This window comes from Nocardiopsis sp. NPDC006139, assembly GCF_040614155.1.
In the GTDB taxonomy this organism is placed as follows: domain Bacteria; phylum Actinomycetota; class Actinomycetes; order Streptosporangiales; family Streptosporangiaceae; genus Nocardiopsis; species Nocardiopsis changdeensis.
On record NZ_JBEXTT010000002.1, the window covers coordinates 138,969 to 164,051 of the forward strand.

At 72.6% G+C, this 25,083-nt stretch carries 25 protein-coding genes; 9 read left to right on the forward strand and 16 right to left on the reverse strand.

Features of this window, described 5'->3' with window-relative positions:
* Positions 1–32 precede the first annotated feature (32 nt).
* The 3 genes from ABZ249_RS02745 to ABZ249_RS02755 all read right to left on the reverse strand — a co-directional run bounded on the left by ABZ249_RS02745 (position 33) and on the right by ABZ249_RS02755 (position 3,709).
* A complete protein-coding gene (locus tag ABZ249_RS02745) occupies positions 33–1,802 on the reverse strand; it encodes a biotin carboxylase N-terminal domain-containing protein (protein WP_355256337.1) in 1,770 nt (589 codons plus the stop codon).
* A 72-nt stretch (positions 1,803–1,874) separates the two neighbouring features.
* Complete coding sequence (locus ABZ249_RS02750) at positions 1,875–2,102, reverse strand: acyl-CoA carboxylase subunit epsilon (protein ID WP_355256340.1); 228 nt, start codon at positions 2,100–2,102, stop codon at positions 1,875–1,877.
* Complete coding sequence (locus ABZ249_RS02755) at positions 2,099–3,709, reverse strand: acyl-CoA carboxylase subunit beta (protein ID WP_355256343.1); 1,611 nt, start codon at positions 3,707–3,709, stop codon at positions 2,099–2,101. The genes ABZ249_RS02750 and ABZ249_RS02755 overlap by 4 nt, the downstream gene beginning before the upstream one ends.
* 313 nt (positions 3,710–4,022) lie before the next feature.
* Here ABZ249_RS02755 and ABZ249_RS02760 point away from each other — a divergent pair, with 313 nt between their 5' ends.
* From ABZ249_RS02760 to ABZ249_RS02785, 6 genes are all read left to right on the forward strand, one after another.
* The gene (locus tag ABZ249_RS02760; RefSeq protein WP_355257083.1) at positions 4,023–6,593 is read left to right on the forward strand and encodes a phosphoenolpyruvate carboxylase; all 2,571 of its coding nucleotides are present in this window, start codon (positions 4,023–4,025) and stop codon (positions 6,591–6,593) included.
* 106 nt (positions 6,594–6,699) lie between these two features.
* A complete protein-coding gene (locus ABZ249_RS02765; RefSeq protein WP_355256346.1) occupies positions 6,700–7,560 on the forward strand; it encodes a biotin--[acetyl-CoA-carboxylase] ligase in 861 nt (286 codons plus the stop codon).
* A gap of 114 nt (positions 7,561–7,674) precedes the next feature.
* Positions 7,675–8,193: a PH domain-containing protein gene (locus tag ABZ249_RS02770; RefSeq protein WP_355256349.1), complete on the forward strand. Its 519-nt coding sequence runs from the start codon at positions 7,675–7,677 to the stop codon at positions 8,191–8,193.
* 121 nt (positions 8,194–8,314) lie between these two features.
* Complete coding sequence (locus ABZ249_RS02775; RefSeq protein ID WP_220564904.1) at positions 8,315–9,313, forward strand: adenylate/guanylate cyclase domain-containing protein; 999 nt, start codon at positions 8,315–8,317, stop codon at positions 9,311–9,313.
* Positions 9,314–9,423: 110 nt separating this feature from the next.
* On the forward strand, positions 9,424–10,059 hold the full coding sequence (locus ABZ249_RS02780) for an MBL fold metallo-hydrolase (protein WP_355256352.1): 636 nt from the start codon (positions 9,424–9,426) through the stop codon (positions 10,057–10,059).
* 91 nt (positions 10,060–10,150) lie between these two features.
* Positions 10,151–10,507, forward strand: a complete 357-nt coding sequence (locus tag ABZ249_RS02785; RefSeq protein WP_355256355.1) for a hypothetical protein — start codon at positions 10,151–10,153, stop codon at positions 10,505–10,507.
* A gap of 12 nt (positions 10,508–10,519) precedes the next feature.
* Here ABZ249_RS02785 and ABZ249_RS02790 read toward each other — a convergent pair whose 3' ends face one another.
* The 5 genes from ABZ249_RS02790 to ABZ249_RS02810 all read right to left on the reverse strand — a co-directional run bounded on the left by ABZ249_RS02790 (position 10,520) and on the right by ABZ249_RS02810 (position 16,828).
* Positions 10,520–11,641, reverse strand: a complete 1,122-nt coding sequence (locus ABZ249_RS02790; RefSeq protein ID WP_355256357.1) for a DNA alkylation repair protein — start codon at positions 11,639–11,641, stop codon at positions 10,520–10,522.
* A 350-nt stretch (positions 11,642–11,991) separates the two neighbouring features.
* Positions 11,992–12,780 carry a succinate dehydrogenase/fumarate reductase iron-sulfur subunit gene (locus tag ABZ249_RS02795; RefSeq protein WP_355256360.1) on the reverse strand — a complete coding sequence of 263 codons (789 nt, stop codon included), beginning with the start codon at positions 12,778–12,780 and terminating at the stop codon, positions 11,992–11,994.
* Positions 12,777–14,705, reverse strand: a complete 1,929-nt coding sequence (locus ABZ249_RS02800) for a fumarate reductase/succinate dehydrogenase flavoprotein subunit (RefSeq protein WP_355256363.1) — start codon at positions 14,703–14,705, stop codon at positions 12,777–12,779. The genes ABZ249_RS02795 and ABZ249_RS02800 overlap by 4 nt, the downstream gene beginning before the upstream one ends.
* Positions 14,706–14,742: 37 nt before the next feature.
* A complete protein-coding gene (locus ABZ249_RS02805) occupies positions 14,743–15,567 on the reverse strand; it encodes a hypothetical protein (protein ID WP_220564910.1) in 825 nt (274 codons plus the stop codon).
* 292 nt (positions 15,568–15,859) lie between these two features.
* The gene (locus ABZ249_RS02810) at positions 15,860–16,828 is read right to left on the reverse strand and encodes a LysR substrate-binding domain-containing protein (RefSeq protein WP_220564911.1); all 969 of its coding nucleotides are present in this window, start codon (positions 16,826–16,828) and stop codon (positions 15,860–15,862) included.
* A gap of 131 nt (positions 16,829–16,959) precedes the next feature.
* On the opposite strand from ABZ249_RS02810, the gene ABZ249_RS02815 reads away from it, so the two are divergent.
* Genes ABZ249_RS02815 through ABZ249_RS02825 form a run of 3 tightly spaced genes read left to right on the forward strand, consistent with a single transcriptional unit; the run spans position 16,960 to position 20,302 of the window.
* Complete coding sequence (locus tag ABZ249_RS02815) at positions 16,960–17,613, forward strand: succinate dehydrogenase cytochrome b subunit (protein ID WP_355257086.1); 654 nt, start codon at positions 16,960–16,962, stop codon at positions 17,611–17,613.
* Positions 17,613–19,559, forward strand: a complete 1,947-nt coding sequence (locus tag ABZ249_RS02820; RefSeq protein ID WP_355256367.1) for a fumarate reductase/succinate dehydrogenase flavoprotein subunit — start codon at positions 17,613–17,615, stop codon at positions 19,557–19,559. Before ABZ249_RS02815 ends, ABZ249_RS02820 begins: the two co-directional genes overlap by 1 nt.
* A complete protein-coding gene (locus tag ABZ249_RS02825) occupies positions 19,556–20,302 on the forward strand; it encodes a succinate dehydrogenase/fumarate reductase iron-sulfur subunit (RefSeq protein ID WP_220564914.1) in 747 nt (248 codons plus the stop codon). Before ABZ249_RS02820 ends, ABZ249_RS02825 begins: the two co-directional genes overlap by 4 nt.
* A 216-nt stretch (positions 20,303–20,518) precedes the next feature.
* Here ABZ249_RS02825 and ABZ249_RS02830 read toward each other — a convergent pair whose 3' ends face one another.
* The 8 genes from ABZ249_RS02830 to ABZ249_RS02865 all read right to left on the reverse strand — a co-directional run bounded on the left by ABZ249_RS02830 (position 20,519) and on the right by ABZ249_RS02865 (position 25,029).
* The gene (locus tag ABZ249_RS02830; protein WP_220564915.1) at positions 20,519–20,902 is read right to left on the reverse strand and encodes a Fic family protein; all 384 of its coding nucleotides are present in this window, start codon (positions 20,900–20,902) and stop codon (positions 20,519–20,521) included.
* Positions 20,899–21,096 (reverse strand): CopG family transcriptional regulator, encoded by a 198-nt coding sequence (locus ABZ249_RS02835; RefSeq protein WP_220564916.1) that lies wholly within the window; start codon positions 21,094–21,096, stop codon positions 20,899–20,901. The genes ABZ249_RS02830 and ABZ249_RS02835 overlap by 4 nt, the downstream gene beginning before the upstream one ends.
* Positions 21,093–22,082, reverse strand: a complete 990-nt coding sequence (locus tag ABZ249_RS02840; protein ID WP_355256372.1) for a hypothetical protein — start codon at positions 22,080–22,082, stop codon at positions 21,093–21,095. The genes ABZ249_RS02835 and ABZ249_RS02840 overlap by 4 nt, the downstream gene beginning before the upstream one ends.
* Positions 22,083–22,104: 22 nt before the next feature.
* Positions 22,105–22,740 (reverse strand): GNAT family N-acetyltransferase, encoded by a 636-nt coding sequence (locus tag ABZ249_RS02845; protein ID WP_355256375.1) that lies wholly within the window; start codon positions 22,738–22,740, stop codon positions 22,105–22,107.
* An 82-nt stretch (positions 22,741–22,822) separates the two neighbouring features.
* Complete coding sequence (locus ABZ249_RS02850; protein ID WP_355256378.1) at positions 22,823–23,455, reverse strand: GNAT family N-acetyltransferase; 633 nt, start codon at positions 23,453–23,455, stop codon at positions 22,823–22,825.
* Positions 23,456–23,510: 55 nt separating this feature from the next.
* On the reverse strand, positions 23,511–24,188 hold the full coding sequence (locus ABZ249_RS02855; protein WP_355256381.1) for an RNA methyltransferase: 678 nt from the start codon (positions 24,186–24,188) through the stop codon (positions 23,511–23,513).
* Between the two features lie 22 nt (positions 24,189–24,210).
* Positions 24,211–24,606: a hypothetical protein gene (locus tag ABZ249_RS02860; protein ID WP_355256384.1), complete on the reverse strand. Its 396-nt coding sequence runs from the start codon at positions 24,604–24,606 to the stop codon at positions 24,211–24,213.
* Positions 24,607–24,654: 48 nt separating this feature from the next.
* On the reverse strand, positions 24,655–25,029 hold the full coding sequence (locus ABZ249_RS02865) for a DUF3054 domain-containing protein (protein ID WP_355256387.1): 375 nt from the start codon (positions 25,027–25,029) through the stop codon (positions 24,655–24,657).
* Positions 25,030–25,083 lie beyond the last annotated feature (54 nt).

The following is a 25,083-nucleotide window of genomic DNA, read 5'->3' on the forward strand; positions in this document are numbered from 1 at the left end:
CCGCCGGTGCCTCCCCGCTCACGTTCAGGGCCCTAGGCGTCCTTGATCTCGCAGATGACGGCGCCGTTGCCGACGGCCTCGCCCGGGCCCACCTTCAGGCCGGTCACGGTTCCGGCCCTGTGCGCGGCCAGCGGCTGCTCCATCTTCATGGCCTCGATGACCACGACCGTGTCGCCCTCGGACACCTCCTGGCCCTCGGCCGCGACGACCTTGACCACGGTGCCCTGCATCGGCGACACCAGCGCGTCGCCGCTCGCCGCGGCGGCCGTGCCGCCGCCGGAGCGGGAGGCGCGCTTTTTGCGGCCGCCCGCCGGGGCGGTGGCCGGGGCCGCGCCCACGTTGAGGGAGGCGGGCAGCACCACGTCGATGCGCTTGCCGCCGACCTCGACGGTCACGGTCTCGCGCGCGGCCGGGGAGGCCTCGCCCGGCGTGCCCGCCCAGGGCTCGATCCGGTTGTCGAACTCGGTCTCGATCCACCGGGTGTACACCCCGAACGGCTCGTCCGGGTCGGCCGGGGCGAACGCCGGGTCGGCCACCACGGCCTGGTGGAACGGGATCACCGTGGGCATGCCGCCCACCGTGAACTCCGCCAGCGCCCGGCGCGCCCGCTCCAGCGCCTGGGTGCGGGTGCGCCCGGTGACGATCAGCTTGGCGACCATGGAGTCGAACGCCTGCGGCACCGTGAACCCCGCCTCGCAGCCGGTGTCCACGCGCACGCCCGGCCCGCCCGGCAGGGCGAACTCGGTGATGGTGCCCGGCGCGGGCATGAAGTTCCGCCCCGGGTCCTCGGCGTTGATCCGGAACTCGAAGGAGTGCCCGCGGACCTCGGGGTCCCCGTAGCCGAGCTCCTCGCCGTCGGCGACGCGGAACATCTCCCGCACCAGGTCGATCCCGGTGACCTCCTCGGTCACCGGGTGCTCGACCTGGAGGCGGGTGTTGACCTCCAGGAACGAGATGGTGCCGTCCACCCCGACGAGGAACTCGCAGGTCCCCGCGCCCACGTAGCCGGCCTCCTTGAGGATGGCCTTGGACGCCGAGTACAGCCGGTCCATCTGGTCGGGGGTCAGGAACGGCGCCGGGGCCTCCTCCACCAGCTTCTGGTGGCGGCGCTGCAGCGAGCAGTCGCGGGTGGACACCACGACGACGTTGCCGTGGGAGTCGGCCAGGCACTGGGTCTCCACGTGCCGGGGCTTGTCGAGGTAGCGCTCCACGAAGCACTCGCCTCGCCCGAACGCGGTGACGGCCTCGCGCACCGCGGACTCGTAGGCGTCGGGGACCTCGTCCAGGGTGTGGGCGACCTTGAGCCCGCGCCCGCCGCCGCCGAACGCGGCCTTGATCGCGATGGGCAGCCCGTGCTCGCGCGCGAACTCCACGACCTCGTCGGCGGAGGTGACGGGGTCGGGGGTGCCCGCGACCAGGGGGGCGCCGACCTTCTGGGCGATGTGGCGGGCCTGGACCTTGTCGCCCAGGGCGGTGATCGCGGAGGGGGGCGGCCCGATCCAGGTGAGCCCGGCGTCGATGACGGCCTGGGCGAAGTCGGCGTTCTCGGCCAGGAACCCGTAGCCGGGGTGCACGGCGTCGGCCCCCGACTCGGCGGCGACGGCCAGCAGCTTGCCGATGTCCAGGTAGGAGTCGGCGGGGGTGGAACCGCCCAGGGAGTAGGCCTGGTCGGCGACCTTGACGTGCAGGGCGTCCAGGTCGGGTTCGGCGTAGACGGCGACGCTGTCCAGCCCGGCGTCGCGGCAGGCGCGGGCGATGCGCACGGCGATCTCGCCGCGGTTGGCGATCAGAACTTTACGCACGGTGGAGATCCTTCTGCTGTGGGTGGGGCGGATGCGCCGACCGCCCCCCTGGGAGTCCGGGTAGTGGCGGTGTCACCGCAGGCTCGTGCGCCAGGCGCCGGGGCCGGGGCGCAGCGGGGTGCGCAGTCCCCGGGCGCGGTCGCGCCAGGCGGAGGCGCGCTCCTGCCGGTCCGGGGCCCGGGCCGCCGCGAGGGCGGCCGCGGCGCGTGCGGCGAGCACCGCGGTGAGGGCGGCGATCTCCTCCGCGGTGGGCTCACCGCGGACGACGACCAGGTGCGGCGGTGTGTGCTGCGCGCTCACAGCGGGATGTTCCCGTGCTTCTTGGGCGGCAGCTGCGCGCGCTTGTTCGCCAGCGCACGCAGCGCCTTGGTGATCTGGACCCGGGTCTCCGACGGCAGGATGACCCCGTCGACGTAGCCGCGCTCGGCCGCCGAGTAGGGGTTGAGGAGGGTGTCCTCGTACTCGCCGATGAGGCGGGTCCGCTCGGCCTCCACGTCGTCGGCGGCCGCGAGGGTGCGCCGGTGCAGGATGTTCACCGCGCCCTGGGCGCCCATGACGGCGATCTGCGCGGTGGGCCAGGCGAGGTTGATGTCGGCGCCCAGGTGCTTGGAGCCCATGACGTCGTAGGCGCCGCCGAACGCCTTGCGGGTGATCACCGTGATCAGCGGGACGGTGGCCTCGGCGTAGGCGTAGAGCAGCTTGGCGCCGTGGCGGATGATGCCGTCCCACTCCTGGTCGGTGCCGGGCAGGAAGCCGGGCACGTCCACGAAGGTCAGCACCGGGATGTTGAACGCGTCGCAGGTGCGCACGAACCGGGCGGCCTTGACGGACGCGTCGATGTCCAGGCACCCGGCCAGGCTCATGGGCTGGTTCGCGATGATGCCGACGGAGCGCCCGTCCACGCGGCCGAAGCCCACCACCATGTTGGTGGCGAACATGGCGTGGACCTCCAGGAAGTCCCCGTCGTCCAGGACCGTTCCGATGACGGTCCGGATGTCGTAGGGCTGATTGGCCGAGTCGGGGACGAAGGTGTCCAGCGCCAGGTCGGCGTCGTTCACCTCCTCGCCGGGGTCCTCCTCGGGGGGCAGGACGGGGGCGTCCTCCAGGTTGTTGCCGGGCAGGTGCGCCAGCAGGGCCTTGACGTAGTCGAGGGCGTCCTGCTCGTCGGCGCCCATGTAGTGGGCGACGCCGGACCGGGTGTTGTGGGTGCGCGCCCCGCCCAGCTCCTCCATGGAGACGTCCTCGCCGGTGACGGTCTTGATGACGTCGGGGCCGGTGATGAACATCTGCGAGGTCTCGTCGACCATCACGATGAAGTCGGTGAGGGCGGGGGAGTAGACGTGGCCGCCGGCGGCGGCGCCCATGATCACGGAGATCTGCGGGATGACGCCGGAGGCGTGGGTGTTGCGCTTGAAGATCTCGGCGTACAGGCCCAGGGAGACGACGCCCTCCTGGATGCGCGCCCCGCCGCCCTCGTTGATGCCGATGACGGGGCACCCGTTGGTGAGGGCGTGGTCGAGGACCTTGCAGATCTTCTCACCGTAGACCTCGCCGAGCGATCCGCCGAAGACGGTGACGTCCTGGCTGAACACGGCGACGGGGCGGCCGTCGACGGTTCCGTAGCCGGTGACGACACCGTCCCCGTAGGGGCGGTCGGCGTCCAGTCCGAAGTTGGTGGACCGGTGGCGGGCCAGGGCGTCCAGCTCGACGAACGACCCCGGGTCGAGCAGGGCGTCGATGCGTTCGCGGGCGGTCATCTTGCCCTTGGCGTGCTGTTTCTCGACGGCGCGCGCGGATCCCGCGTGGACCGCCTCGTAGCGTCGCCGCTGCAGGTCGGCGAGTTTGCCCGCGGTGGTGTGGATGTCGATCTCGTCCGCGGGCAGTGGTTCAGGGGCTTCGGTGGCCATAACTACGCAGGTTAACTCCGCGGGGCGGGTCGGCGCGGACGCGCCCTGTGGTTACTGGTCAGTAACATCCGGCCCCCGGGGGCGGCCGCAGGGGCTCGGGCCGGGGTCGGGAACGTGATCGGCTGTGAATTCCGCGCACTTATGGAACAATTGTTAACGCCAAGGCAAAGGCTCGGAAATGCGCCCCCGGGAACGCTCCGGAAGAACCGTTCTCTGTAGTGTCGGCCCTATGACAGCGGTAAGCGCAGAGCGCGACAGTGCGCGCCAGGAAGTGCCCGAACAGCTCAGGAATGACGTCAAGCTGCTCGGTGAGATGCTCGGAACCGTGCTCAGGGAGAGCGGCGGCGAGGATCTGCTCGCCGATGTCGAAAAACTCCGTCATGCGGTCATCGGCGCCCGCGACGGTTCCGTCACCGGCGAGGAGATCACCGCATTGGTGGCCGCCTGGCCCCTCGAACGCGCAAAGCAGGTCGCGCGCGCCTTCACCGTCTACTTCCACCTCGCCAACCTGGCCGAGGAGCACCAGCGCATGCGCACGCTGCGCGAGCGCGACGACGCGGCCAACCCGCCCCGCGAGTCCCTGGCCGCGGCCGTCCGCGCCATCCGCGAGGGCGCCGGGGGAGAGGAGCACCTCGACGCGCTGGTCGCGGGCATGGAGTTCCACCCCGTGCTCACCGCCCACCCCACCGAGGCCCGCCGCCGCGCCGTCTCCACCTCCATCCTGCGGATCAGCGCCCAGCTCGACGCCTGGCACGGCGCCCACGAGGGCAGCACCGAGGCCGCCGAGGCGCACCGCCGCCTGCTGGAGGAGATCGACCTGCTCTGGCGCACCTCCCAGCTGCGCTACACCCGGCTCGACCCGCTCGACGAGGTGCGCACGGCCCTGGCGGCCTTCGACGAGACCATCTTCTCCGTCATCCCGCACGTCTACCGCTCCCTGGACCGGGCCCTGGACCCCGAGGGCACCGGCGTCCGCCCGCCCCGGGCCGTGCCGTTCGTCCGCTACGGCACCTGGATCGGCGGCGACCGCGACGGCAACCCCTACGTCACCCACGAGGTGACCCGCGAGGCGGTGCGCATCCAGTCCGAGCACGTGCTGCGCGGCCTGGAGTCCGCCTGCGACCGGATCGCCCGCACCCTCACCGCCTACGGCAACCTCACCCCCGCCTCGCAGGCCCTGCTCGACGCGCTCTCCTCGGCCCGCGCCGGACAGCCGTCGCTGCTGGCGGAGATCTCCGACCGCTCGCCCAACGAGCCGCACCGCCGGTTCCTGCTGTACGCCGCGGCCCGGCTGCGCGCCACCCGCGAGCGCGACGCCGACCTGGCCTACCCGAACGCCGAGGCGTTCCTCGCAGACCTGCGCACCGTCCAGGAGTCCCTGGCCGCAGCCGGGGCGAACCGGCAGGCCTACGGCGAGCTCCAGCACCTCGTCTGGCAGGCCGAGACCTTCGGGTTCCACCTCGCCGAGCTGGAGATCCGCCAGCACAGCGAGGTGCACGCCGCGGCCCTGGCCGAACTGCGCGAGCACGGCCCCGACGGGGAGCTGACCGAGCGCACCCGCGAGGTCCTGGACACCATCCGGGTCGTCTCCTGGATCCAGGAGCGCTTCGGAGTGGAGGCCTGCCGCCGCTACATCGTCAGCTTCACCCGCTCCGCCGACGACATCGCCGCCGTGTACGAGCTGGCGGAGTACGCGCTGCCGGCCGACCGCCGCCCCGTCCTCGACGTCATCCCGCTCTTCGAGACCGGCGCCGACCTGGACGCCTCCCCCGGCGTCCTGGACGGCATGCTCGGACTCCGCCAGGTGCGGGAGCGCCTGGAGCAGAGCGGCCGCCGCGTCGAGGTGATGCTCGGCTACAGCGACTCCGCCAAGGACGTCGGCCCGGTCAGCGCCACCCTGCGGCTGTACGACGCCCAGGCCCGGCTGGCCGACTGGGCCCGCCGCCACGACGTGCGCCTCACGCTGTTCCACGGCCGCGGCGGCTCCCTGGGCCGCGGCGGCGGCCCCGCCAGCCGCGCCCTGCTCGCGCAGGCGCCCGGCTCGGTCGACGGCCGGTTCAAGGTCACCGAGCAGGGCGAGGTCATCTTCGCCCGCTACGGCCAGGCCGACCTGGCCCGGCGGCACATCGAGCAGGTCGGCCACGCCGTCCTGATGGCCTCCACCGACGAGGTGCAGGAGCGCGAGCGCTCCGCCGCCCTGAAGTACCGGCCGCACGCCGACGCCATCGGGGCCGCCGCCCAGCGGGCCTACCTCGACCTCATCAACGCCGACGGGTTCGCCGCCTGGTTCTCCCGGGTCAGCCCGCTGGAGGAGCTGGGCGAGCTGCGGCTGGGCTCGCGCCCGGCCCGCCGCGGCGCCGCCCGGGGGCTGGGCGACCTGCGCGCCATCCCGTGGGTGTTCGCCTGGACCCAGACCCGGGTCAACCTGCCCGGCTGGTACGGGCTGGGCACCGGGCTGGCGGCCGTGTCCGACCTGTCGCTGCTCCAGGACGCCTACCGCGAGTGGCCCATGTTCTCGTCGCTGCTGGACAACGCTGAGATGAGCCTGGCCAAGACCGACCGCACCATCGCCGAGCGCTACCTCGCCCTGGGCGGCCGGCCCGAGATGAGCGAGCGGGTCCTGGCCGAGTACGACCTCACCCGCGACCTGGTGCTGCGGGTGACCGGGCACTCCCGGCTGCTGGAGACCCGCCGCGTGCTCTCGCGCGCGGTGGACCTGCGCAACCCGTACGTGGACGCGCTGTCCCACCTCCAGCTGCGGGCCCTGGAGGCGCTGCGCTCGGAGGACGCCGCGACCCTGTCGCCCGAGGACCAGCAGCACCTGGAGCGGCTCCTGCTGCTGTCGGTCAACGGCGTCGCCGCCGGGCTCCAGAACACCGGCTGACCGCCCGCCCCCGCGCGCGGCCGGGCCCCGGCCCCCTTCGGGGGGCCGGGGCGGGCCGGCCGGGCACGGTGTCCCGGCGGGGTTCCGGCGCTGCTGTAATGGGGGTATGGCCGCAACCGAGGACCCCTTCCCGCGCCCGCCGCTCGACCCGGCGGCGCTCAACGCCGGACTCGTCCGCCCCGGCGGCATGTGGGAGCGGATCGAGGTGGTGCCCGAGGCCGGGTCCACCAACACCGAGCTGGCCGCCCGCGGCCGCGCCGGGGCGCCGCACGGCAGCGTGCTGGTGGCCGAGCACCAGAGCGCGGGCCGGGGGCGGATGGGGCGCGGCTTCAGCACCCCGCCGCGCGCCGCCCTCACCGTCTCCCTGCTGCTGCGCCCCGACGTGCCGCCCTCCCGGCTGGGCTGGCTGTCGGCGCTGATGGGCGTGGCCGCGGTCGGCGCCGTGCGCCGCACCACCGGGGTCCGGGCCGCCCTCAAGTGGCCCAACGACCTGCTGGTCCCCGAGGCGTTCCGGGCCGGGCCGGGCGGCGGCGACGGCAAGCTCGCCGGGATCCTCGCCGAGGTCGACTTCTCCTCCGGAGATCCGGCCGTGGTCGTCGGCATCGGGCTCAACGTCTCCCAGGCCCCCGGCGAGCTGCCCGTGGACACCGCGGTCTCCCTGCGCGGGGAGGGCGCCGCCGCCCTCGACCGGGGCGTGCTGCTGGCGTCCCTGCTCGGCGAGTTCGAGGAGCTGTACACGATGTGGGCGGCGGCCGGCGGCGACGCCGAGCGCAGCGGCCTGGCCGCCGTCTACCGCGACGTCTGCACCACCCTGGGCCGGCGGGTCCGGGTGCACCTGCCCGGCGACCGGATCCTGGAGGGCGTCGTGACCGCGATCGACGCCGAGGGGCGACTGGTGGTCGACGGACCCGAGGGGGAGCGGGCCCTGAGCGTGGGCGACGTCGTGCACGTGCGCCCCGCGGGCTGAGGCCGGCCGGGGCGGGACCCGCGGGGAACGTTCCGTGGAACTTCCGCGCAACGCCGTCCACAGGCCGCGGACACCGCCTTTCTGGGCGGTACCGGCCTGTGCCATGATCCAGGCATGGCTATCGCGGACCGTCACCTCTCCGACGACGAGGAGCTCGTCCACGTCGTCCGTCAGCACTGGACCGTGCTCGTCGAGGAGTTCACGGCCCTGGCGGCCATCGTCGCCGCCACCGCCGCGGCGCTGTGGTTCCTGCCCTGGCAGGAGGAGTGGGCGCCCGCCGCCGCCGGGGTGGTCGGGGTCCTCGCCCTGGCCGCCGCGCTGGTCTTCTGGCTCGTCCCCCTGCTGCGCTGGTCCTCGACCGTCTACATCCTCACCGACCGCCGCCTGATGACGCGTCAGGGCCTCATCTCCCGGAAGGGGCGGGACATGCCGCTCACCCGGGTCAACGACGTCGCCTTCAGCATGTCGGTGTGGGAACGCGTCATGAGGTACGGGACGTTGACGGTGCAGTCGGCCTCCGAGCAGGAGGCCATCACCCTCAGAAAGGTCCCGCGCCCGGAGTGGTTCCAGTCGGAGATCTACAGACGGGTCGACGGCGCCCACCGTCCGGAGTCCCCCGCCGCCCCCCGGTGACGGCCGCCCGGAGCGGCGGCGGTCTCCGGCGTAAGCTGGAGGTGGACCCCGCGGCGCCGACGCGGTGGCCCCCAGTACTCGCTCCCCGCACGGGCGGGGACGGTTCCGTGAAAGAGAACGTATGTCGTCGCGTCCTGACCCGAAAGTGATCGAGACCGCTCTCCTGGGCGGTGAGGCGGTCTACACCAGGGAGCAGGCGATCGAGCTGGCCGCGGCCGACCCCGAGCTCGCCGGCCGGGTCTGGCGTGCCCTGGGCTTCCCCACGCAGAGCGACGACACCGTCATCTTCACCGAGAGCGACGTCGAGGCCCTGCGGCTGGCGACCGGGCTGCTCGACGAGGGCGTCCTCGACGAGGAGGCGGTGGTCCGCTTCGCCCGCGCCATGGGGCAGACCATGGCCCGGCTGGCCGACTGGCAGACCAGCATCCTCAGCACCCTGCTGTTCCGCGAGGGGGAGGGCGTCGGGGGCGCCGGGCCCCTGATGAACCAGGTCAAGGAGCTGCTGCCCGACGTGGAGCGGCTGCTGCTGCACATCTGGCGCCGCCAGCTCGCCGCCTCCACCGCCCGCACCCTGGCCGTGATGTCCAACGGTGTCGACGGCGTGCCCAACTACTACCCGCTCATCGTCGGGTTCGCCGACCTGGTCTCCTTCACCACCCTCAGCCGCGAGCTCGACGAGGTGGAGCTGGCCCAGGTGGTGGAGGGCTTCGAGGCCACCGCCGCCGACATCGTCGCCTCCGGCGGCGGCCGGGTGGTCAAGACCCTCGGCGACGAGGTTCTCTACGTGGCCGACGACCCCGTCAAGGCCGCCGACATCGCCCTGCGCCTCGCCTCGGGGGTGAAGACCCACGTCGAGGTCCCCGACGTGCGGGTGGGCCTGTCCTCGGGCCCGGTGCTCACCCTGCACGGCGACGTGTTCGGCACCACCGTCAACCGGTCCAGCCGCCTCACCTCCTTCGCCCGGCCCGGCACCGTCCTCATCGACGAGGAGCTGGCCCGCAGCCTGGACGGCGCCGAGGGCCTCCAGGTGGTCAAGGTGCGGGCGCGGCACGCCCACGGGCTGGGCCTCATCCAGCCCTACGCCCTGCGCCGCAACTTCGAGCCCGGCGTCACCGCCTGAGCCCCGGCCCGGCGGCGGACCCGGTCCCCGGAGGCGTGTGGGCGGGGGCCGCTCGGGATAGGCTCATAGGCGCCGGAACCCAGTAGCGGACACAGGTGGTGGAGGCTTCGATGACCGACCCGTACCCGGTCGTTCGGCTGCGCACCTCAGGGGTGCTCAGCCTTGAGGGCGCCGAGTCCGCGATCGAGAACAACGTGTGGATCGTCGGCGACGAGGAGAGCGCGATCGTCATCGACGCCGCCCACGACCACCGGGCCATCGCCCGCGGCCTGGGCGACCGGGAGCTCATGGCGATCGTGTGCACCCACGGCCACGCCGACCACATCAACGCGGCGGTGGCGCTGGCCGAGCTCACCGACACCCCGGTCCTGCTGCACCCCGACGACGCCGACCTGTGGCACCTGGTGCACCCCGACCAGGAGCCGGACGCCCCGCTGCTGCACGGCGAGGCCCTCCAGGTCGGCGGGATCGAGCTGCGGATCCTGCACACCCCCGGGCACACGCCCGGCGGGGTGAGCCTGTACGCGCCCGCCATCGGCGCGGTGTTCACCGGGGACACGCTCTTCCCGGACGGGCCGGGGGCCACCGGGCAGCCGCTGTCGGACTTCCCGACCATCATCGCGTCCATCCGCGACCACCTGGCGGTGCTGCCGGGGGAGACGGTCGTCCACCCCGGGCACGGGGAGTCGACCACCGTCGCCGAGGCGGCCGCGCACCTGGACGACTGGGCGGCCCGCGGCTTCTGAGCCCGGGCGGGGGCGGAAAACCCGTGGCGCCGCGGGGCCCGCGGTCCCTACGGTGGTGCCCGTCACCGCCCCCTATCGAACGAGGCCACCGATGACCATGCCCAGGAAGGGCACCCGCAGGATCACCGTCGACGGCATCGCCTACCGCTGGCGCCACCGCTCCCGCCGCAGCGTCACCGAGGCCCGGGCCCGCTCCCGCCCGCTGACCTTCGCCGTGGAGCGCGAGGACGCGCCCGGCCGCCTGCTCTCGGTGACCCTGGGAGAGTGGCTCCCGTTGTCCCACTACTGCTGCCCGGACTGCTCTCCCGACGAGTTCATGCCCGAGCCCATCACCCCGGCCCGGGTGGCCGAGGCGGTCCGCGCCGCGCTCGCCGACGGCTGGGACCCGCAGGGGCCCGCCGGGGTGCACCGGCTGGACATGCGCCCGCTCATCGCCGCCGGGGCCTGACGGCCGGGCGGCTCAGACCCGCAGCCCGAACGGGGCGGCCGCCTTGATCGCCCCGTTGACCTGCACCTCCACCAGGTGTTCGCCCGGGTGGTGGGTGCGGGTGCTGACCGGCTTCACCCGGTGCCGCTTGACCAGCGCGCGCCGCTCGCCCGCGCACAGCTCCACGGTGGTCCACTTGAACACCTTGGGGCGGCGGGTGCCGTCGGCCTTCACGTAGTGGACCCGGTAGTCCACGATGACCGTGTGCGGGCGGTCGTCGGTGTTGGCCAGCTCCACCCGCACCTCCAGGGTCTCCCCCAGGTCCAGTACGGCGGGGGAGAGGGCCAGCCCCTCGGCGAGCACGCGGTCGCCGCCGGTCGCGCCCAGCAGCGCCAGCGCCCGCGGGTCGCCCCGCTTGACCAGGGTGCGCAGCGCGTGCCGGACGGTCCAGGCGGTCTCGGGGGTCGGGCTCTCCCGGGTCCACCGCCCGGCCAGGTCCAGGACCCGTCCGGGGTGGTCGCGCGAGATGTCGTTGAGGTTGTTGGCGACCGAGGTGCGCACGTACGCCGACGGGTCGTTGCGCAGCGCCTCCAGGACCTCCAGCACCGGCCCGGGGTCGGCGACGAACTCCGGCAGCCGCCGCGCCCACGGCAGCCGGGGCCGCAGCCCCTCGCTGGCGAACCGCCGCACGTTGGGGTCGGGGTCGGCGGCGCAGGCGCGCATCAGCTCCATGGCCGCCTCCCGGTGGTGAACCAGGAAGGGGCGCACCGCGAACTCGGAGGTGTGCCGCCGGGTGATCTCCACCAGTGCGGGCAGCGACACCTCGGGGTGGGCCACCCCGTACTCCTCCACGAACCGGGCCACCGCCATCAGGTGGAAGCCCTGCGCGTACATCCCCGCTCCGTCCACCAGGTCCTCGCCCAGGGAGTCCACGAGCACCCCGACGGCCTCGGGGTAGGCGGCGGGCAGCCGGGCGCGCAGGCCCTCGGCCATCACCATGACCCGGTCCTTGAGCTCCAGCGGGCCGACCCGGGCCGCCACCTCGGCGGCGTAGCCCTCCACGTCGAACCCGGGGAGCCGCTCCCGGATCGCCGTGCCCAGCACCCGCGCGGCCCCGCCGCCGACGTGCCGTTTGAGACCGCTCTCGTCCGCCATGTGCCCCCGCCCTGTCCGAGGGGCACAGTGTGCCGTCCGGCACGGGAAAAGTCGAGATTCGCCATCAAGCGGATGATCGGTTGTTCTCTTCGCTCTCGGCTCATAGGCGCCCATTTCCGGCAGTGGACGTTCCCGGTGGGGAACGCGGCCCCGGGCCTCCGCGTACCGGGGGCCGTGCGGGGTGCGGCAGTGGTGCCCCCACGCTCTGGTCGGTGGGCACCCGCCCCTGGGAGGCCACCGCGACCGGGGCGCGGGAGTGGCGCTCTCACACCCTGGTCGGTGGGCACTTGCCTCCGGGCGCCGGCGGCCGTGCGGGGTGCGGGGCGGGCGGACCCGCACCCCGCGCCGGGTCAGTCGCCCGCCGGGCGGCGGATGTTGGGCACGATCGGGGTGTCCTTGGGGCGGACCCCGATCTTGGACCCCAGCCACACCAGCGGGTCGTACCTGCGGTCGGCGACGCGCTCCTTCATGGGGATGAGCGCGTTGTCGGTGATGTGGATGCCCTCCGGGCACACCTCCGTACAGCACTTGGTGATGTTGCAGTAGCCGAGCCCGAACTCGTCCTGGGCGATCGCCCGCCGGTCGGCGGTGTCCTCCGGGTGCATCTCCAGTTCGGCCACCCGCATGAGGTACCGGGGGCCGGAGAAGTGCGGCTGGTTCTCCTCGTGGTCGCGGATCACGTGGCACACGCTGTTGCACAGGAAGCACTCGATGCACTTGCGGAACTCCTGTGAGCGCTCCACATCGACCTGCGCCATCCGGAAGTCCCCGGGCTCCGTCGCCGGGTCCGGTGCGAAGGACGGGATCTCCCGCGCCTTGTCGTAGTTGAACGACACGTCGCACACCAGGTCCCGGATCACCGGGAACGTGCGCAGGGGCGTCACCGTGACCGTCTCGTCCTCGGCGAACACGCTCATCCGCGTCATGCACGACAGCCGCGGCATCCCGTTGATCTCCATCGAGCACGAGCCGCACTTGCCCGCCTTGCAGTTCCAGCGCACCGCCAGGTCGGGGGCCTGGGTGGCCTGGAGGCGGTGCAGCGCGTCCAGCACCACCTCGCCCTCGTTCACCTCCACCCGGTACTCCGACAGCCCCCCGTCGGCCCCGCCGCGCCAGACCCGGAACAACCTCTCGCTCATGCCCGCTCCTCTCCGTCCACGCCGCCGGCCGCCTCGGGCAGCTCCTCCTTGGTCAGGTACTTGGCCAGCTCGTCGGGGTCGAACACCGACAGCAGGTCCCCGGGGATGTCGGGCACCGGACGGCGCCCGACCACCACCGCGCCGTCCCCGCCGACGCGGACCTCCAGGTTGATCCGCCGCCACTGGGACGACATCTCCGGGAAGTCGTCGCGGGTGTGGCCGCCGCGCGACTCCTCCCGCTCCAGCGCCGACGCCGCGATCGCCCGCGACACCACGAGCATGTTGGGCAGCGACATCGCCAGGTGCCAGCCCGGGTTGTACACCCGGTCGCCGGGGGCGCTCAGCCCCGCGGAGCGTTCCAGCAGGACGTCCAGCCGCTCCAGGGCCTCCGCCAGCTCCGGACCGCGCCGGATGATCCCGACCAGGTCGTTCATGGTGTCCTGGAGGTCGGAGTGGAGCGTGTACGGGTTCTCCCCGGTGCCCTGCTTGAGGAACGCCAGCGCGTGCTCGGCGGCCTCGGCCACCCGGCCCGCCACGCTCCCGTAGGGCGCGCGCCCGGAGAGCCCGGCGACGTACCCGGCCGCGCCCTGCCCGGCCCGGCGGCCGAACACCAGCAGGTCCGACAGCGAGTTGCCGCCCAGCCGGTTGGAGCCGTGCATGCCGCCCGCCACCTCGCCGGCCGCGAACAGCCCGGGCACGTCGGAGGCGGCGGTCTCCGCGTCCACCCGCACCCCGCCCATCACGTAGTGGCAGGTGGGGCCCACCTCCATCGGCTCGGTGGTGATGTCCACGTCCGCCAGCTCCTTGAACTGGTGGTGCATGGACGGCAGCCGGCGGCGGATCTCCTCGGCGGGCAGCCGGGTGGACACGTCCAGGAACACCCCGCCGTGCGGGGACCCCCGGCCGGCCTTGACCTCGCTGTTGATCGCCCGCGCCACCTCGTCGCGCGGCAGCAGCTCCGGGGGCCTGCGGTGGTTCGCCGGGTCGTCGTACCAGCCGTCGGCCTCCGCCTCGGTCTCCGCGTACTGGGCGCGGAACACGTCGGGGACGTAGTCGAACATGAAGCGGCGGCCCTCGGAGTTGCGCAGCACCCCGCCGTCGCCGCGCACGGACTCGGTGACGAGGATGCCCCGCACCGACGGCGGCCAGACCATGCCGGTCGGGTGGAACTGGACGAACTCCATGTTGATGAGCGAGGCCCCGGCCCGCAGCGCCAGCGCGTGGCCGTCGCCGGTGTACTCCCAGGAGTTGGAGGTGGTCCGGAACATCTTGCCGATGCCGCCGGTGGCCAGGACCACCGCGGGCGCCTCGAACACGACGAACCCGCCGTCCTCGCGGCGGTAGCCGAACGCCCCGGCGATCGCCCCGTCGTGCAGCAGCAGCTCGGTGACCGCCGTCTCGGGGAAGACCCGCAGCATGGCGTCGGGGTCGCCCAGCTCGGCGGCGTCGGCCTGCTGGAGCGCCACGACGCGCTGCTGGAGGGTGCGGATCATCTCCAGGCCGGTCCGGTCGCCCACGTGCGCCAGGCGCGGGTACTCGTGTCCGCCGAAGTTGCGCTGGCTGATCCGGCCGTCGGGGGTCCGGTCGAACAGCGCGCCCCAGTACTCCAGCTCCAGGATGCGGTCGGGGGCCTCGCGCGCGTGCAGCTCGGCCATGCGGGGGTCGTTGAGGAACTTGCCGCCGCGGATGGTGTCGCGGAAGTGGATCCGCCACTCGTCGGCGGGGTTGGCGTTGCCCAGCGCGGCCGCGGCGCCGCCCTCGGCCATCACCGTGTGCGCCTTGCCGAACAGCGATTTGGAGATGACGGCGGTGCGCATGCCCTGTTCGCGGGCGGCGATGGCGGCGCGCAGTCCCGCGCCGCCCGCGCCGATCACGACCACGTCGTAGGTGTGTCGGGTCACGCCGGGTGCTCTCGGAGGAGCCATCGTGTGCCTTTCCGGGTCGGCCTCGTGCCCAGAGGGTTCAGTTGAAGAAGCGCAGGTCGGAGATGACGCCGCTCGCCATGAGCGCGACGTAGGCGTCGGTGGCGATGAGGGTGGCGATGCTCGCCCAGCCGAAGTACATGTGCCGGTCGTTGAGCCGGGAGACGCCCGTCCACAGCCGGTAGCGGACCGGGTGGCGGCCGAAGCTGCGCAGGCGGCCGCCCATGATGTGGCGGCAGGAGTGGCAGCTGAGCGTGTAGCCCCACAGCATCAGCACGTTGACGACCATGATCACGTTGCCCAGGCCGATGCCGAAGCCGCCGTCCGTGCCGTGGAAGAAGGGGACGAGCATGTCCCAGGTGTTGATCACGGTGATGGCGAGGGCGACGTAGAAGAAGTACCGGTGCGCGTTCTGCGGGAGCATCAGCGGCCGGGTCTCGCCGGTGTAGGACCGGTGCGGCTCCCGGACGGCGCAGGCCGTGGGCGCCTGCCAGATCGAGCGGTAGTAGGCCTTGCGGTAGTAGTAGCAGGTCAGCCGGAACAGCAGCAGGAACGGCAGGCTGACCAGCGCGTAGGGGATCAGCGGCGGGAACTCCACCGGCAGGCGCCCGAACAGCGCGGCGTCGGGCGCGCACTGGGCGGCCAGGCAGGGCGAGTAGAACGGGGTCAGGTAGTGGTGCTCCTGGACCCAGTAGTGGTCCTGTTGGAGGACGCGCAGGGTCGCGTAGACGACGAAGGTGGCCAGGCCCAGTGTGGTGAGCAGGGGGCCGAGCCACCATCGGTCGGTGCGCAGGGTGCGCTGCGGGATCTGTATCCGGGCGCGTGCGGGGGTCGCGCCGTCGGGCGGGGTCACCGTCGTCTCCACCTCCAGTGGGAGGGGCCGGTCGGGGAGGGCCGCGGGTGGCCGCGTCCCCGCCGTCGCGCCTCCGTCGAGTGCCGGCCGGCCCGGGATGGCCGGAAGGGAACCGCTCTGTCACGCCACGTTAGGCGACTGTGATGACGGTCACATATCAGGTTCCACGAAACCCCGGAGAAAAGGATGTGAAACGCGTCACTCTTTTTCTGTTTTTTGTGTGCTTATGTCACAAAAACGGAATGGGAAGGAGCTTTTGGGATGTTCGGTTCTTTTGATAATTAAGTGGCGGAAGTGATAGGGGTCAACCCCCGCTCCTTTCCCGGCCGCCCGCCTCCGGGTCCGTGATGAGCACTTCCAGGTCCGGGCCCAGCTCCTGCGCCGACATGCCCAGCAGGTACTCGTTGAGGTGGCGGCGGAACGCGTCCGCCGAGTGCGAGGGGTCCACGTCCTTGCGCCGCGCCAGCGCCACCGTGCGCAGCAGCCGGGGCCGGGCCAGCGGCGTCCCCCGCAGGCCCGGGCGGTTCTTGAGCACCATGCTCGGCACCACCGCCAGGCCCAGGCCCGCCTCCACGAAGCGCAGCACGGCGTCCATCTCGCCGCCCTCCACCGCCAGCTCCGGCTCGAACCCCGCCGCCCGGCACGCCCGCAGCGTCGCCTCGCGCACGTCGTACCCCCGCCGGAACATCACCAGGGGCCGGTCCCGCAGCTCCGTGATCCGGACCGACGCCCGGCCGGTGGGGGAGGGGCGCGTCATCGGGCTGGCCACCACCAGGTTCTCCCGCAGGATCGGGACGGTGGACAGGTCCGGGTCGCTGCTCTGCAGGGGCAGGATGATCAGCGCCAGGTCCAGCTCGCCCCGGCCCAGGTCGCGGATGAGGTCGCGGGACCCGCTCTCCTCCACGTTCAGCTCGATCCCCGGATAGCGTGTGTGGAAGTCGGCGAGCACGTCCGCGAGCAGCCCCGCGCACAGCGAGGGGGTGGCCCCCAGGCGGACCCGGCCCCTGCGCACCCCCGCCAACTCGGCCACCTCGCGCCGGGCCGTCTCCAGGTCCGTCAGGATGCGCTGGGCCAGCGGGAGCAGCGCCTCGCCCGCCGGAGTGAGTGTGATATTCCCCCGGGCACGACTGAATAACGGCGCGCCCAACTCCCTCTCAAGGCTGCGGATCTGTTTGCTCAAGCTCGGCTGGGCGACGCGGGAAAGCTCTGCTGCGCGGGTGAAATGGCGTGTACGGGCGACTGCGACGAAGTAGGCGAGCTGTTGGAACTGCATGATCCATAGCCTACGGCTATGGAGACCAGAGTCCTGATGCCTTAGACGTCGGGCTTAACTCGAATTTAAAGTGGCAGGCTGTGGCGAACAGTACCTTGACCAAGAAGCGGTCTACGGCCTACGGGTCCACGGTGGCACTCAAGTCAGCGATGGCTGTCACCGGGACGATCCTCGTGCTGTATTTGATCGCGCACATGTACGGCAACCTGAAGGTCTTCTCGGGCCAGGAGGCGTTCGACGGCTACGCGCACGGCCTGCGCGAGCTGGGCTACCCGCTCCTGCCCGAGTCCGGCTTCCTGTGGATCGCGCGCGTCGTCCTGCTGGCGAGCATCCTCATCCACATCTACGCGGTGGTCATCCTGTGGCGCCGTGCCGGCCGCGCCCGGCAGAACCGCTACCAGGTGAAGAAGCGCGTCCAGCGCACCTACGCCTCCTACACCATGCGGTACGGCGGCGTCCTCATCGCGCTCTTCGTGGTCTTCCACATCCTGCACCTGACCGTCAACGCCATCGCGCCCGGCGGCAAGTCCGACAGCCCCTACGAGCGGCTCGTGAACGGGTTCCAGCCCGAGTTCTGGTACGTGACCCTGTTCTACGTCGCCGCCGTCATCGCGGTCGGCTTCCACCTCCGGCACGGCATCTGGAGTGCCATGGCCACGCTCGGCGCGAACAAGGCGTCCCGCCAGGGCAAGATCAACGCGGTGGCCGTGGCCGTCTCGCTGATCGTGACCATCGGCTTCCTGCTCCCGCCTCTGGCGGTCACCTTTGGACTGGTGAGTAAGTAATGTCTGACACCGACTACTTCGTCGTCGGCGACCCGATCCGGGACGAGAAGGCCCCCGAGGGCCCGATCAACGAGCGCTGGGACAAGCGCCGTTTCTCCGCCAAGCTGGTCAACCCCGCGAACCGGCGCAAGCTCTCCGTGATCATCGTCGGCACCGGCCTGGCCGGCGCCTCGGCGGCCGCGACCCTGGGCGAGGCGGGCTACAACGTCACCTCGTTCTGCTACCAGGACAGCCCGCGCCGCGCCCACTCCATCGCGGCGCAGGGCGGCATCAACGCGGCCAAGAACTACCGCAACGACGGCGACAGCATCTACCGGCTGTTCTACGACACCGTCAAGGGCGGCGACTTCCGCTCCCGCGAGTCGAACGTGTACCGCCTGGCCCAGACCAGCGTCGAGATCATCGACCAGTGCGTGGCCCAGGGCGTCCCCTTCGCGCGCGAGTACGGCGGCCTGCTCGACAACCGCTCCTTCGGCGGTGTGCAGGTCTCCCGCACCTTCTACGCCCGCGGCCAGACGGGGCAGCAGCTGCTGATCGGCGCCTACCAGGCGCTGGAGCGGCAGATCGCGGCCGGCACCGTCCAGATGAACACCCGCCACGAGATGCTCGAGCTGATCGTGGTGGACGGCAAGGCCCGCGGCATCATCGCCCGCGACATGGTCACCGGCGAGATCGAGACCCACTTCGCGGACGCGGTCGTGCTGGCCACCGGCGGCTACGGCAACGTGTTCTTCCTGTCGACGAACGCGATGGGCTGCAACGTCACCGCGAGCTGGCGCGCGCACCGCAAGGGCGCGCTCTTCGCCAACCCCTGCTACACGCAGATCCACCCCACCTGCATCCCGGTCAGCGGCGACTACCAGTCCAAGCTGACCCTGATGAGCGAGTCGCTGCGCAACGACGGCCGCATCTGGGTGCCCAAGCAGCACGGCGACGACCGCGACCCGCGGCAGATCCCCGAGGACGAGCGCGACTACTACCTGGAGCGCATCTACCCGTCCTTCGGCAACCTGGTGCCGCGTGACATCGCCTCCCGCGCCGCCAAGAACGTCTGCGACGAGGGCCGCGGCGTCGGCCCCGGCGGCCTGGGCGTCTACCTGGACTTCGCCGACGCGATCCAGCGCATGGGACGGGCGGCCGTCGAGGCCAAGTACGGCAACCTGTTCGACATGTACCAGCGCATCACCGGCGAGAACCCGTACGAGGTTCCGATGCGCATCTACCCGGCCGTCCACTACACCATGGGCGGGCTGTGGGTCGACTACGACCTGCAGAGCACCATCCCGGGCCTGTTCGTGACCGGTGAGGCCAACTTCTCCGACCACGGCGCCAACCGCCTGGGCGCGAGCGCGCTGATGCAGGGCCTGGCCGACGGCTACTTCGTCCTGCCCAACACCATCAACGACTACCTCGCGAGCGGGCCGTTCGAGAAGATCGACGAGTCGCACCCCGAGGCCGTCGCCGCCAAGGAGCAGGTCACCTCCCGGATCGAGAAGCTCCTGTCCCTCCAGGGCTCCCGCACGGTCGACTCCTTCCACAAGGAGCTCGGCCACATCATGTGGGAGTACTGCGGCATGGAGCGCAACGAGGAGGGCCTCACCAAGGCCATCGAGCTCATCCGCAACCTGCGCGAGGAGTTCTGGCGCGACGTCAAGGTGCTCGGCACCAACGACGAGCTCAACCAGGCCCTGGAGAAGGCCGGCCGCGTCGCCGACTTCCTGGAGCTGGGCGAGCTCATGTGCATCGACGCCCTGCACCGCCGCGAGTCCTGCGGCGGCCACTTCCGCGCCGAGAGCCAGACCGAGGACGGCGAGGCCCTGCGCCACGACGACCAGTTCGCCTACGTCGCGGCCTGGGAGTTCGGTGGCGATGGCAGCAAGCCCGTACTCCACAAGGAAGCCCTGGAGTACGAGTACGTCGAGATGAAGCAGCGGAGCTACAAGTGAACATCACCCTGCGCGTATGGCGCCAGAAGGGCCGTGACGACCAGGGCCGGTTGGTCACCTACAAGCTCACGGACGTCTCCCCGGACATGTCCTTCCTGGAGATGCTGGACGTCCTCAACGAGAAGCTCACCCTGGAGAACGAGGAGCCGGTCGCGTTCGACCACGACTGCCGGGAGGGCATCTGCGGTGCCTGTGGCGTCGTGATCGACGGCGAGGCCCACGGCCCCGAGGTCACCACCACCTGCCAGCTGCACATGCGCAGCTTCAAGGACGGCGACACCATCACCGTGGAGCCGTGGCGCGCCAAGGCGTTCCCGGTCGTGAAGGACCTGGTCGTGGACCGCGGCGCCTTCGACCGGATCATCCAGGCGGGCGGCTTCATCAGCGCCCCGACGGGTACCGCCCCGGACGCCCACGCCACCCCGGTGCCCAAGGCCGACGCGGACCGCGCGTTCGACGCCGCGACCTGCATCGGCTGCGGCGCGTGCGTGGCGGCCTGCCCGAACGCCTCCGGCATGCTGTTCACCGCCGCGAAGGTCACCCACCTCGGCATGCTCCCGCAGGGGCAGCCGGAGCGGGCCTCGCGCGTGGTCAAGATGATCAACCAGCACGACGAAGAGGACTTCGGCGGCTGCACGAACATCGGTGAGTGCGCGGCGGTCTGCCCCAAGGGCATCCCGCTGGACACCATCTCCCAGCTCAACCGCGACCTGCTGGGGTCCCTCGCCAAGGGCGTCGGCTAGCCGACACCCCCGCGAGGCTCGGGGCCGCACCCCTGCCGGGGTGCGGCCCCTCCCCGTGTCCGGGGTTCCGCGCCGGCCGGTCCGGTCCGGGGCGTCGGCGGACCGGACCCGGTGGCGTCCCTCCCGGGCCCAGTCCCTCCAGGGCGTCCCTTTGCCGTGTCCGGTGTACCGCGGGCCCCGATCCCTCCGGGGCGGCTCCTGCCCGTGCCCGGGCGGTCATGCCCGCGGGGGCAGGCCCCGCAGCCGCTCGGCGATCTCGGCGACCTCTACCAGCTCCCCGGTGGTGACCGCGATGACCAGGTCGTAGGCGGCGTCCTGGTCCACCGGCCCCCAGGCGACCCCGTTGAGCCGCAGGAACGCCTTGGCCGAGGTCCAGGCCAGGCGCTTGTTGCCGTCCGACAGCGGGTGCCCGATCAGGACCGAGCGCAGCAGCGCCGCCGCCTTGAGCCACGGGTCCGGGTACGCCTCGGCGCCGAAGGCCGTGTCCCCCGGGCGGGCCAGGGCGGCGTCCAGCAGGTCGGCGTCGCGCACGGACACGTTCGGGGGCAGGATCACGCCGGCGATCTCCAGCGCGTCGCCGCGCGTCAGGTGCCGGGTCATTCGCCGAGCCTCGCCAGCAGTTCTGCGTCCTCGGACGCGATCTCCTCGGCGCACCGGCGCACCTGGGCGCGGCGCAGGTCCAGGTGGTCGCGCAGGGCGGCGACGGCCGCCGTTCCGACGTCGGTGCCCTCGGAGCCGGCGATCTCGCGCAGGTGCTCCCACAGGTCCGGGGGAAGGTCCAGGGTGAGGTTCATGCCCGGAGGCTATCGCCGTCCCCGGCGTCCGCGTAATGCTCCGCGACGGCGTGGAAGGCCTGTTTGGGTTCCCAGGAGGAGAGGTCCGCGGAGGGGCGGACCACGCCGAAGCCCGCGGCGTCCAGGTCCAGCTCCGTGTCCGGGCTGTGGGGGAAGCCCGGCATCGAGAACGTGAACACGAACGCGCCCCGCACGCCGCTCTCCCGGTACAGCTCCAGCAGCTCCGCCAGGTACCGGGCCTGCACGGACTCGTCGCGCACGATCCCCCGGCGCAGCCGGGGCGGATCGGCGAACCAGTCCACCGCGAAGAACGACCCCGCGCCGCGCACCTCGGCGCCCCGGTAGGCGCCGCAGCCGAACTCGGTGACCACCAGCGGCCGGTCGAGGCGGGCCACCAGCTCCCGCAGGCGGCGGGCGTACCCCTCGGTGTCGGTGCCCTGGCGGTACAGGTTCACCCCCGCCACGTCGAACCCCGACCAGTCCACGTCCTCCCAGGGCCCCGCGCCGTAGGTGAGCGGCCCGGAGAAGTGCTCCCGGGCGACCTCGCGGGACGTCTCCAGCAGCGTGCGCAGCCGCCGGTTCATCCGCCGGGAGAACAGGCGCAGCAGCCGGGGCCGCCGGATGACCTGCACCCGGGAGAACTCGCCCGGCCCCGGCAGCAGGCCCGGGGCGGTCAGCGAGAACTCGGTCCCCACCAGCAGGGTGACGCGTCCCGGGTGGGCGGCGCGCAGCTCCTCGGCCATGGCGGCGGCCGCCGCCAGGTGCTCCATGTGCTCGGCGGCCGGCCGGTTCGCGCACCGCGGCCGCACCCAGACCTCCAGGCCCGCGGCCAGCGCCGCCTCCGAGGCGGCGCGCAGGCGCGCGAGGTCGGAGCCGATGGGCATCACCGCCGTGCAGTGCAGCTCCCGGCGGATGGCGCGCATGTCCGCGGCGGCGCGCTCCTCGGTCAGGTGGTCGACGTGGTGCGAGATCCCGCGGATGTCCATACGGGCCAGGATGGCACGGCCCTCAGGCGGGCGGGCGCAGCATCAGGTGCGTGAGCGGGGTGCCCGGCTCGGCCACGGTGTCGGTGACCGCGAACCCGAAGCGCGTGTAGTACGCGACGTTGGCCGGGTTCATCGTCTCCAGGTACACCGGGGCCCCGTCGGCGTCGGCCCGCTCCAGGCCCGCCCGGAGCAGCAGGGTCCCGATCCCCGAGCGCCCCGCCGCCGGGTCGGCGCCCAGCACCTGGAGGTGCCAGTGCGGCTCCCGGGGGGCGTGCGCGGCCAGGGCGGAGAAGTAGCGGAGGATCCGGGGGAGGCGTGCCGGGCCCACCAGCTCCAGCCAGTGCGGCAGGGAGCGCAGGGCGGCGGCCGCGCCCCCGCCCTCCCCGGCCGGCGGCGACCAGAGCGCGGCGCCCCGGACCACCGGTCCACGGTCGTCGTCCTCCCGGGCCTCGACGAGGGCGGAGTACCCCAGGGGGACGTACACGAAGCCCGCCATCAGGGCACTGGCCCGGGTGCCCTGGGCGATGCGGCGCTCGTCGTCGGGGAACAGCCACAGGAACAGCGGGTCGTCCTGGAAGGCGCGCCCCAGGACGCGCGCCACCCCCGGCAGGTCGTCCATGGTGGCGGTGCGCACGGTGCGCGTCGGCGCGCTGGTCATGGCGGTGTCCCCTCGTTCGGCGGCCCCACGGTGGATCACGGCTGGGTCACGGGAGGGGCCGCGTGCCCGGTCCGGGCCGGTCTCAGGAGGGGTCGTGCCGCAGGAACCAGCTCGTCACCGCGTCCGGGGTGGACGCCTCGCCGACCACCCGGAAGCCGAAGCGCTCGTAGAAGCCCAGGCTCTTCTCGTTGAGGACCTGGGTGAAGACCGGCTGGCCCGCGGAGTCCGCCCGGTCCAGGCCCGCGGTGAGCAGCCCGCCGCCCAGGCCGGTTCCGGCCATCGCCGGGTCCACGCCCAGCGCCGCCAGGTACAGGTGCGGCTCCTGCGGGGCGGCGATCTTCCACTCCGCGAACACCCGCACGAACCCCGTCGCCCGGGCCCGTCCCAGCAGCTGGCCCCAGTGCGGCCACATGCGCAGCGACACCAGGCGGCCCTCGGGGTTGGTCGTGTAGGGGGCCCACAGCGCGGCGCCGCGGACCACGGGGTCCGAGCCCTCCTCGGCGACCTCCACGACCCGGGTGTCGCCGAAGGGCACGTAGCCGAACCCGGCGGTCAGCGCCAGCATGCGGCGGGTCCTGGCCATCCGCAGTTCGAGGTCGGGGAACAACCACTCGAAGAGGGGGTCGTCGTACAGGGCGCGGCTCAGCACGCGCGCCACCCCGGGCACGTCCTCCGTCGTCGCGGCCCGGGAACCGGCGGTCACAGTCGCAGTCATGCGTTGACTCTCCAATAGGGGGTCGTCTACCCGGCCATGTTAGATCACGAATGAGTCACGGGAGTCGCTGGGGTGTGACCGTTTCCGGCACCTTCTGGTCGAAAACGTGCGCCCGGACCCAGGCGTGCATCGCGATCGCCGCGGCCGCCCCCGCGTTGATCGACCGGGTGGACCCGAACTGGGCGATCGACAGCACCGCGCGGCACACCGAGCGCACCTCCTCCGACAGCCCCGGGCCCTCCTGGCCGAACACCAGCACCGCGTCCCGCGGCAGCGGATAGGTCTCCAGCGGCACCGCGCCGGGCAGGTTGTCGATGCCGATCAGCGGCAGGTCCCGCCGCGCGGCCCACTCCACCAGCGCCCCGGTGTCCGGGTGGTGGTGGACGTGCTGGTAGCGGTCGGTGACCATCGCCCCCCGCCGGTTCCACCGGCGCCGCCCCACGATGTGCACGGCGGCGCACCCGAACGCGTTCGCGGTGCGCACCACCGAACCGATGTTGAAGTCGTGGGACCAGTTCTCCACCGCGACGTGGAACGGGTGCCGGACGGTGTCGAGGTCGGCGACGATCGCCTCCCTGCGCCAGTAGCGGTAGCGGTCCACGACGTTGCGCCGGTCGCCGCCCGCCAGCAGCTCGGGGTCGTAGTGGTCGCCCTCGGGCCAGGGGCCGGTCCAGGGGCCGACGCCGACCTCGCGCGCCTCGTCCTCACCAGGGGTGCCGGGGTTCTCGTTCATCGCACCCCAGCTTAGGTACCGCCTACAGGTGGATGTCCCCGTGGAAGTCCCGGCCCTGGACGACCCTGGCGCGGCCGCTCACGTCGCCGTGGATCTGGTTGACGACGTTCCCCTCGCCCTCCTGGCCGACCTCGACCTGCGCGCCCAGCTCCCGCACGAGGGCGCCGATCTCCGGGTCCTGGGCCGCGATCCGCTCCAGGTGCTCTGCCACCGCCTCGACGGCCGCGGGGTCGTCGGTGTCGAGCATCGCCTCGTCCAGGGCGTCCTGGGCCGCCTCGTCGCCGCGGAAGCGCTTGAAGACGGCCCGCCGCAGCCGCTTCAGCCCCTCGCCGACGGCCTCGCCGGCGCGCTCGGAGATCTTGGAGGCCATGCCGGTGACGACGGCGGTGGCCAGGGCGATGGTGACGGGATCGGCCACAGGGGGCTCCTTCTCGCTGGGGGCGGGCTCTCCTCCCAGTCTGGCCGATCAGGCGGCTCTCTGTCGCCTCCGTGTGACCAGGAGTGCGATCGCCCGCCAGCCCAGCATCGCGGCGGCCAGGAAGAGCGAGGTGACGATCACGAAGGAGAGCGGCGTCCCCTCGCCCACGAACCGCCGCAGCAGCATGCCCCCGACCACGGTGATCGCCCACACGAACACCCCCGTCGGCCACAGCGCCGCCGGCGCGCGCCAGGCCCGGGACGCCGCCCACCCCAGCAGGGCGGCGGCCAGGAACGGCCACGCGGTCGACAGCACCGCCCCGACCGCGGTACCGGTCCCGTGGTCGGTCTTCCCGATCACGACGAACACCAGGACGCACACCAGGTCGGCCACCAGGGCCAGGGGAGCCGCATACGAACGCATGGGCCCAGGTTACGACCGCCCGCGCGCGATCCCCCGTCGGCCCCGGGAACCTTT